Raw genomic sequence first — 7,185 nt, forward strand, 5'->3', positions numbered from 1 at the left:
CTCGCCGGCGCGACCCGGACGCCGCGCGCCCAGTCGGTCGCGGCCATGGCCCGCTTGCCCGCGGCGCGGACCTCGCCGAGGCGCACCGGCACGGTCGCCGTGCCCACCAACACGCGGGACTTCTCCACCAACAACTCCCCTGGTTTCAGCTCGGGACCGTCGGGCACCGGAATCACCGGGCCGAGTTTCACCCGCTCGTCGCGGAAGGTGGTCCACGCGCCCGGCGCCGGGGTGCAGGCCCGGACCCGCCGGTCCACGGCGAAGGCCGGGTCACCCCAGCGCACCCGGGCGTCGTCCACGGTGAGCTTCGGCGCCAGCGACGCCCCGTCGGCGGGCTGCGGCTCGGCCCGGGCGGTGCCGTCGGCGATCGCGTCGAGCACCGCCACCAGCAACCCGGCACCGGAGTCGGCGAGCCGCGCCAGCAGGTCACCGGAGGTGTCGGCGGCGCGGATCTCGTCGGTCAACGTGCCGTAGACCGGGCCGGTGTCCAGGCCCTCCTCCAACTGGAAGACGCTGGCCCCGGTCAGCTCGTCGCCGTGCAGCACGGCGTGCTGGACGGGCGCCGCACCCCGCCACGCGGGCAGCAGCGAGAAGTGCAGGTTGATCCAGCCGTGCCGGGGGATCTCCAGCGCCGCCGGCGGCACCAGCGCGCCGTAGGCGACCACCGGCACGCAGTCCGGCGCCAGCTCGCGCAGCCGGTCGAGGAACTCCGGCTCCCGGGGGCGGGCCGGGGTGAGCACCCTCGACGCCGTGCTGGTCGGCCCACTCGCCGATTGGTGAGCGGGACAGACCCGCCCCGCCCGGCGGGCGCGTCGGGCCGGGTGACCACGGCGACCAGCTCGTGCCGGGAGGCCGCGACGGCGGCCAGGGCGGGGACGGCGACGGCCGGCGTGCCGGCGAAGATCACGCGCACCGGCTCACCGACCCAGACCGAAGGGGTCGCTGATGTGCGGGCTGAGCTTGACCGTCGGCGGGGCCGACCCGTCGTACCACTCGGCCTGGCGGATCGCCTTCATCGCCTCCTTGCGACCGGCGGCGTCGAGCCGGTCCACGAAGAGCACCCCGTCGAGGTGGTCGGTCTCGTGCTGCACGCAGCGCGCCATCAGGCCGGTGCCGACGATCTGCATCGGATCACCGAAGGAGCTGAAGCCCTTGGCGATGACGTTCTGCCGACGCTTGGTGTCGAAGTAGAGCCCGGGGATGGACAGGCAGCCCTCCGGGCCGTCCTGCTCCTCCTCGTCGGGGAACTCGAGCACCGGGTTGATCAGGTGGCCGAGGACGTCGTCGACGTCGAAGGTGAAGACCCGCAGGCTCACCCCGAGCTGCGGCGCGGCGAGGCCGGCGCCGTTCTGCTCACGCATCGTGTCGGTGAGGTCGGCGACGAGGCGACGCAGCTCGGCGTCGAAGTCGACCACCGGATCGGCCGGCGTGCGCAGCACCGGGTCCCCAAACAGACGGATGGGCTGGACGGTCACGCGGGACGGCTCCTTCGTGGGGTGGGATGAGCGATGCCGTACCAGTCTACGGAGTGCCCGGCCGCGGGCCGGCCGGCGCACCTCGATCAACCACCGCCGGTGTGCCCAGCGTCACCGGGCCGCCTCCCGGAACCGGCCAGCAGGCCACGGACCCGCTCGCCGCCCGGGTGGCCGAGGTCGTCGAGGATGGCCAGGGCCCGCCGCCAGGTACGCACCGCACCCGCGCTGTCCCCGACCGCCTGCCGGCTCTCGCCGAGCCGGGCCAGGGTGTCCGCCTCGTCGTAGCGGTCGCTGACCCGCCGGTACAGCCCCAGTGCCCGCTGGTAGCAGCGAATCGCCTGTCGATGGTCGTTCAGCCGGGCGCGGATGAATCCGAGGCTGTCCCAGGTGTTCGCCTCGCCGTGCCGGTCACCTGTCGTGCGCAGCAGGGCCAGCGCCTGCCCGCAGTGCGTCAGCGCCGACTCGTACTGGCCGAGCTGGGCGTGTGCCCAGCCGACCGCGTTGCGGGCGCTGGCCTCCCGGCCCGGTGCCCGGCGGCCCGGTACAGCGCCAGGGCGCGCTCGCTCTGCTCCAGCGCCTCGGCGTGCCGGCCGAGCCCGTCGAGCATCGCGCCGAACGCCCGGTGGGTGCGCGCCTGCCCGGTGTGGTCACCCAGCGCCTCGAAGATCATCAGGGCCTGCCGGTAGTTCCGGGCCGCCTCGTTCACCCGTCCCAGCCGGGACAGCACCCGGGCGAGGTCGCGGTGGGCGTTCGCCTGCCCGAGCCGGTCGCCGACGCGCTGCGCTCCGGCCAGGGCGGCCCGCTGGGCGACGGCCAGGTCGGGCCAACGCCCCCGGCGTTGCAGGAAGTCGACAAGCGTCCAGGCCAACTGCCAGGCGCGGCCGTCGAAGCCGGTGCGCCGGGCGTGCGCGACGGCCGCCAGCAGCACCGGATACTCGACGGTGAACCAGGCGAGCGCCTGACCATGGTCGGTGATCTCCTCCGGCAGCACGCCCGGTGCGGCGGCGGGGAGGATGACCGGATCGCGGCCCGGTTGCAGCAGCAGCGCCGCCGCGTGGGCGGTGTGCAGGTAATGGTCCAGCCCGCGCCGGATCGCGGCCCGCCGGGCCTCCGCCGGTTCGAGGCGTTCGGCCTGCTCGGCCGCGTACGCGCGAAGCAGGTCGTGCGCGCCGAACCGGCCGGCGGCGGGCTCGGTGACGAGATGCGCGAGGGCCAGCTCCGCCAGCAGTCGAGGCACCTGGGCCCGGGGCAGCCCGGCCAGGCTGGCCGCCGCGGCGAACCCGATGTCCGGCCCCGGGTGGCAGCCGAGCAGCCGGAACAGGCGTGCCGCCGCCGGCGTCAGGCTCTGGTACGACCAGGAGAAGACGGCCTGTACGTCGCTGCCGGCGTCCCCGCCGTCGAACGAGTCCAGCGGGCGCGGGGCCGCCCGCAGCTCGGCGGCGAGGGCGGTCAGCGGGAAGGCCGGATTCGCCGCGCCTCTCGCGGCGAGGACGGCGAGCGCCAACGGCAGGTGCGCGCACCGCTCGATGATCTCGTCCACCGCCTGCGGCTCCGCCGCCAACCGGTCCGCGCCGAGCCGCCGGGCCAGCAGTTGCCAGGCCTCGGCGGTGCTGAGCAGGTCGACGTTGATCGGCCGGGCGCCCTCGGTGGCGATCAGACCGACGAGCCGGTTGCGACTGGTGACCAGGACCAGGCAGCTCGGGCTGCCGACCAGCAGGGGCCGGACCTGCTCGACGTCGCGGGCGTTGTCCAGCAGCACCAGCACCCGACGGCTGGCGAGCAGGCTGCGATAGAGGCCCACCTGCGCGGGCAGGTGGGTGGGAATTCGTTCGGGCGGGACCTCAAGGGCCTCCAGGAAGCCGCGGACCGCCTCGACGGCGGTCACCACCGTTCCGGTGGAGTCGAACCCGCGCAGGTCGACGTAGAGCTGGCCGTCCGGGAAACGGTCGGCGATCCGGTGCGCCCAGTGCACCGCGAGCGTCGTCTTGCCGACCCCGGCGGTACCGGACAGCGTCAGGACGGCGACCGGCGCGACGCCGTCGACCTCGCCGGCGACGCCGATGCCGGCGGACTCGCTGTCGAGCTGGGCGAGTTGGGCCGCCCGGCCGACGAAACCGGGCAGCGCCGGGGGCAGTTGCCGGGGCACCGGCAGCCGGATCGACGGGGTACCGGTCCGTGGGCCGCCGGCTCTGGCCCGTACCACCGCCCGCCCGGTGGTCGCGTGGTCCCGGGTCGGGCGGCGGCGTCGCTCCTCGATCCGGTCCCGCGCGGTGGCCAGCACCCCCTGCTCGGCGGGGGTCGCGCCGAGCAGCCGGATGAGGGCGTCGAACCGCTCGGGCGGCGGCAGGATGTTGCCGGCGAAGTACTCCCCGATGATCCCGCGCGACCAACCGGTCCTGGCGGCCAACTGCCGGTACGTCAGCTGGGTCTCGCCCTGCTGCCGGGCTTCCCGGCGGCGTAGCTGGCGCAGCAACCCGGCCAGCTCCGGCAGTGTCTGCGCCTCGACGCCGGCGCGGGCGACCTCGGACACTGCGGGTGAGCCGTGTGACGTCTGACGAACGCCGGAAGGTTCCCATTGGTCGGACATGCGGCCCCCACCCCCCCGGTCATCCGGCCGCCCCGGATGCGCACGGGCAGGGTAATTCCGGCTCGACGCCGGTCGATAGACACCTGCCAATCAATGACAGATCCACTACGGACCGTTCACCGTCCGGTCGTGTCCGGCGGTGTCCAGTCCCGTCCAGGATGCGCCTCGCGAGGCCGCCGTCGCGTGCCACCGTCCTGCTGCGGGCTCAGCCCGCTCCACAAACCCCTGGGGGAAGAGGTACCCGATGATCCGTCCACAGTCGACCAACCGGCGGTCCGTGGCGATGCTGCTGCGTCGCGTCGCCGTCACCGCGTTCGGCCTCACGCTGCTCGCCACGGGCCTGACCGCCGCGCCGGCCACCGCCGCGCCGGGTGGCAAGACCGCCACCACCGGGTCGTTCGTCGACAGCATGGCCGTGCCCGGCGGCTTCGCCTCCTGGTCCGAGCTGCTCCGGTTGCAGCAGCGGATGAACACCGCCGCCGCCCAGATCACCAACTCGGCGCAGCGCAGCGCCACCTCCGGCTTCGCCGGAATCGTCGCCGATCCCACCAACCGACAGCTCCAGGTCTACTGGAAGGGCGAGCCGCCGGCCCAGCTGGTGGCCAACGCCCGGGCCACCGTCGCGACCAAGGTGCTGCCGGCCGCGTACTCCCAGCGGGAGCTGCTGGCTGCGGCCGCCCGGCTGCGCGCCTCGGCTGGTGACAAGATCACCACGGTCGGCCCGCGCGCCGACGGCGCTGGCCTGCTGGTCGGCACCCAGAGCGGTCTGCTCGGCGCGACGGCCCTGGCCGGAGTGCCGGTGACAGTGCAGACCGGCGTCGCCGCCGCGCCCGCCACCCGGTGGGACGACACGACGCCGTGGTGGGGTGGTGCCGCCTGGCGCAACGCCACCACCGGCGGCGGCTGCTCGACCGGCTTCGGGGTCTTCCAGGGCGGGGCCGCGCGGATCCTCTCCGCCGCGCACTGCGGCAACATCAACAATGCCGCGACCGACCCGACCGGGCAGTCGATGGGCATCGTCGGCACCCGCAACGCCGGCACCGACACCCTGCTCCTCTCCGGTAGCTCGGGCGGCCGGGTCTTCAACAACAGCACCGACGCGGCCGGCAACGTGGTCAGCGAGTTCAGCAACCAGGTGATCGGCGCGTCGGCCAGCCAGGTCGGCAACTGGGTGTGCACCTCCGGCGCGTACTCCGGCACCCGCTGTTCGATCCAGGTGAAGGCCCGCAACCTGTGCATCAACGTGCGCAACTTCGGCCAGGTCTGTGGGCAGGTCCAGGCGGAGAACACCACCGGCACCAACGCCGTCGGCCAGGGCGACAGCGGTGGCCCGGTGGAGATCGTGAACGCGGCGAACACGCTCCAGGTCTGGGCGACCGGCACCAACACCGCCATCGACGACACCAACACGTCGACGGCCTGTACCGGCTACGTCACCACCGGCCGGGTCTGCGCCTGGCGGTTCTACTACGAGGACATCTTCTCCGGCATGGCCGGCGTCGGCGCCTCCGGCGTCGTCCTCGGCTGAGGCGTCCCGCTCCACCACCCGGTGGCCGGCCGGCGCGCGTACCCCGCGCGTCGGCCCGGCCCCGCGTCGGCTTGGCTGGCCCACCCGGGCGACGTACTGAGGAGCGGTATGCCTCAGAGGCATAGATATGCCTCTGAGGTATACCGCTCACCACCGCATCCACCCCGACCGGAGATGACCCACGGTCACCTTCGCCGGCCAGCGCCCACGTACCCCTCAGAGCGCTCGACCTGCTCGTCTAGGCGCTGGCGCTCGGGTCCCCGGCGAGCACCGCGTCACCGCGGAGCAACGCCGGCTCGGGCAGCGGAAGTTGGATCCGGTGAGCCGCCTCCCAGTCGTAGACCAGGCCGGGGCGCACCTGGGCGGCGAAGTAGTCGATCGCTGTCATCCCACCCACCACCGGTTCGTCGACCTCGGCGACCAGCTGAGCGGGGACCAGCGAGAACCCGCTCTGCAGGGCGGCGCTGAGGCGGCGGTGACCGTCGACGACGAAGAAGTACTCACCGGTGAAGCCGATCTTCAGCGGCTCCAGCGCCTCGTCGCCCGCCTCGGCCACGTCGCCGACGAAATCGGTGTCCCACAGGCCCCGCAGGGTCGCGATGTCCTCGGTCGGGTAGACCCGGGCCGGGTCGAGCAGCAGCAGCGGCGGCGCGTCGCGCAGCACCTCGGCCCCGAGCGTGCCCTCGTACGCGGCCACGATGTGCTCGATCACCTCGGTGGCGGTGGCCCGGGTGGTGTCGCAGATCAGGTCGTAATTGCGCAACCGGGCCTTGTCCACCCCGTAGCGGATGATGAACCGGCTGCGCTCGCTCGCGCTGCGCTCCCGCAGCTTGGCCTTGGCCTCCTCCAGGGAGGTGTAGCTCTCGGCCGGACCGGACGGCCGGGCGAGCACCCGACGGGCCGCCTCGCCCGGCTCGGTGATCATGTGCACCTTGAGCGCGTCGGTGAAGAAGTGCCAGGCCAGCCGGGAGTCCATGACGAGGCGCTCACCGGAGGCGGCGATGTCCCGCTGGAGCTGGTCGACGTAGCCGTCCACGGCCTGGTCGAGCTCGGCGTGCAGGTTGAGTTGCAGAGCGGTCATCTGCCGCTGTTGCGCCATCTCCCGGTAGAGGTCCCCCACGCTGACCCGACGCATACCGAGCCGCTTGGCGATCTCGACCGACACGGTGCTCTTGCCGCTGCCGAGGTCGCCGTTGAAGACGATCGATTGTCCAACGGTCACGACTGGTCCACCCCTGATCACCGGCTCATTGACATCATCGACCCGCGCCCGACCGACGCGTTCCCGCCATCCCGAAGCGGCCCCAGCTCGGCGCGCCTGACGCCCCGTCGCGACCTGGAGCCCGTCGTACGCCTCGGCATGACGGGCGATGCTACCACTCGGACGCCACCGCTTTGCCGGACGCGGTGTGCGAGGACCACCCCTGTCGCCGCCGTCCGGCACCGTCGGCACCGGCCGAAACTCCTCAGAACAGGCTGAGCGGATCGACCTGGAGACGAACCGGATCGGCGGCCTTGCGGGCGGCCCGGGCGCCGGCGGCCGAGTGCAACGCCTCGGCGAGCGCGGCGGCGCGGGCCCGGGCACCCGGACCAGC

General features: G+C 73.5%; 5 protein-coding genes and 2 pseudogenes. 1 reads left to right on the forward strand and 6 read right to left on the reverse strand.

The features are described from left to right. The 5 genes and pseudogenes from fmt to JM949_RS31690 all read right to left on the reverse strand — a co-directional run. Positions 1-913: pseudogene (fmt, locus tag JM949_RS31680) on the reverse strand (methionyl-tRNA formyltransferase); the annotation flags it as partial. A 4-nt stretch (positions 914-917) separates the two neighbouring features. After that, positions 918-1,475 (reverse strand): peptide deformylase, encoded by a 558-nt coding sequence (gene def, locus JM949_RS31685; protein ID WP_203151774.1) that lies wholly within the window; start codon positions 1,473-1,475, stop codon positions 918-920. Between the two features lie 86 nt (positions 1,476-1,561). Beyond that, entirely contained in the window at positions 1,562-1,690 is a 129-nt protein-coding gene (locus JM949_RS39405) for a hypothetical protein (RefSeq protein WP_309232418.1), read from the reverse strand. A 27-nt stretch (positions 1,691-1,717) separates the two neighbouring features. Next, a pseudogene (locus JM949_RS39410) lies at positions 1,718-1,945 on the reverse strand (tetratricopeptide repeat protein); the annotation flags it as partial. Then, entirely contained in the window at positions 1,927-4,062 is a 2,136-nt protein-coding gene (locus JM949_RS31690) for a helix-turn-helix domain-containing protein (protein ID WP_238434247.1), read from the reverse strand. The gene JM949_RS31690 and the pseudogene JM949_RS39410, both read right to left, overlap by 19 nt. 244 nt (positions 4,063-4,306) lie before the next feature. Here JM949_RS31690 and JM949_RS31695 point away from each other — a divergent pair, with 244 nt between their 5' ends. Then, positions 4,307-5,590: a chymotrypsin family serine protease gene (locus tag JM949_RS31695; RefSeq protein WP_203151775.1), complete on the forward strand. Its 1,284-nt coding sequence runs from the start codon at positions 4,307-4,309 to the stop codon at positions 5,588-5,590. 238 nt (positions 5,591-5,828) lie between these two features. On the opposite strand, the gene JM949_RS31700 is transcribed toward JM949_RS31695, so the two are convergent. Beyond that, entirely contained in the window at positions 5,829-6,812 is a 984-nt protein-coding gene (locus JM949_RS31700) for an AAA family ATPase (protein ID WP_203151776.1), read from the reverse strand. Positions 6,813-7,185: the final 373 nt, after the last annotated feature.

It is taken from the genome of Micromonospora tarensis (assembly GCF_016803395.1).
GTDB classification, from domain to species: Bacteria; Actinomycetota; Actinomycetes; order Mycobacteriales; family Micromonosporaceae; genus Micromonospora; species Micromonospora tarensis.

Bases quoted from the DNA above. Each gene is read 5' to 3' on its own strand.
- JM949_RS31695 (WP_203151775.1), top strand. From the start codon at position 4,307: ATGATCCGTCCACAGTCGACCAACCGGCGGTCCGTGGCGATGCTGCTG.
- JM949_RS31690 (WP_238434247.1), bottom strand. From the start codon at position 4,062: ATGTCCGACCAATGGGAACCTTCCGGCGTTCGTCAGACGTCACACGGC.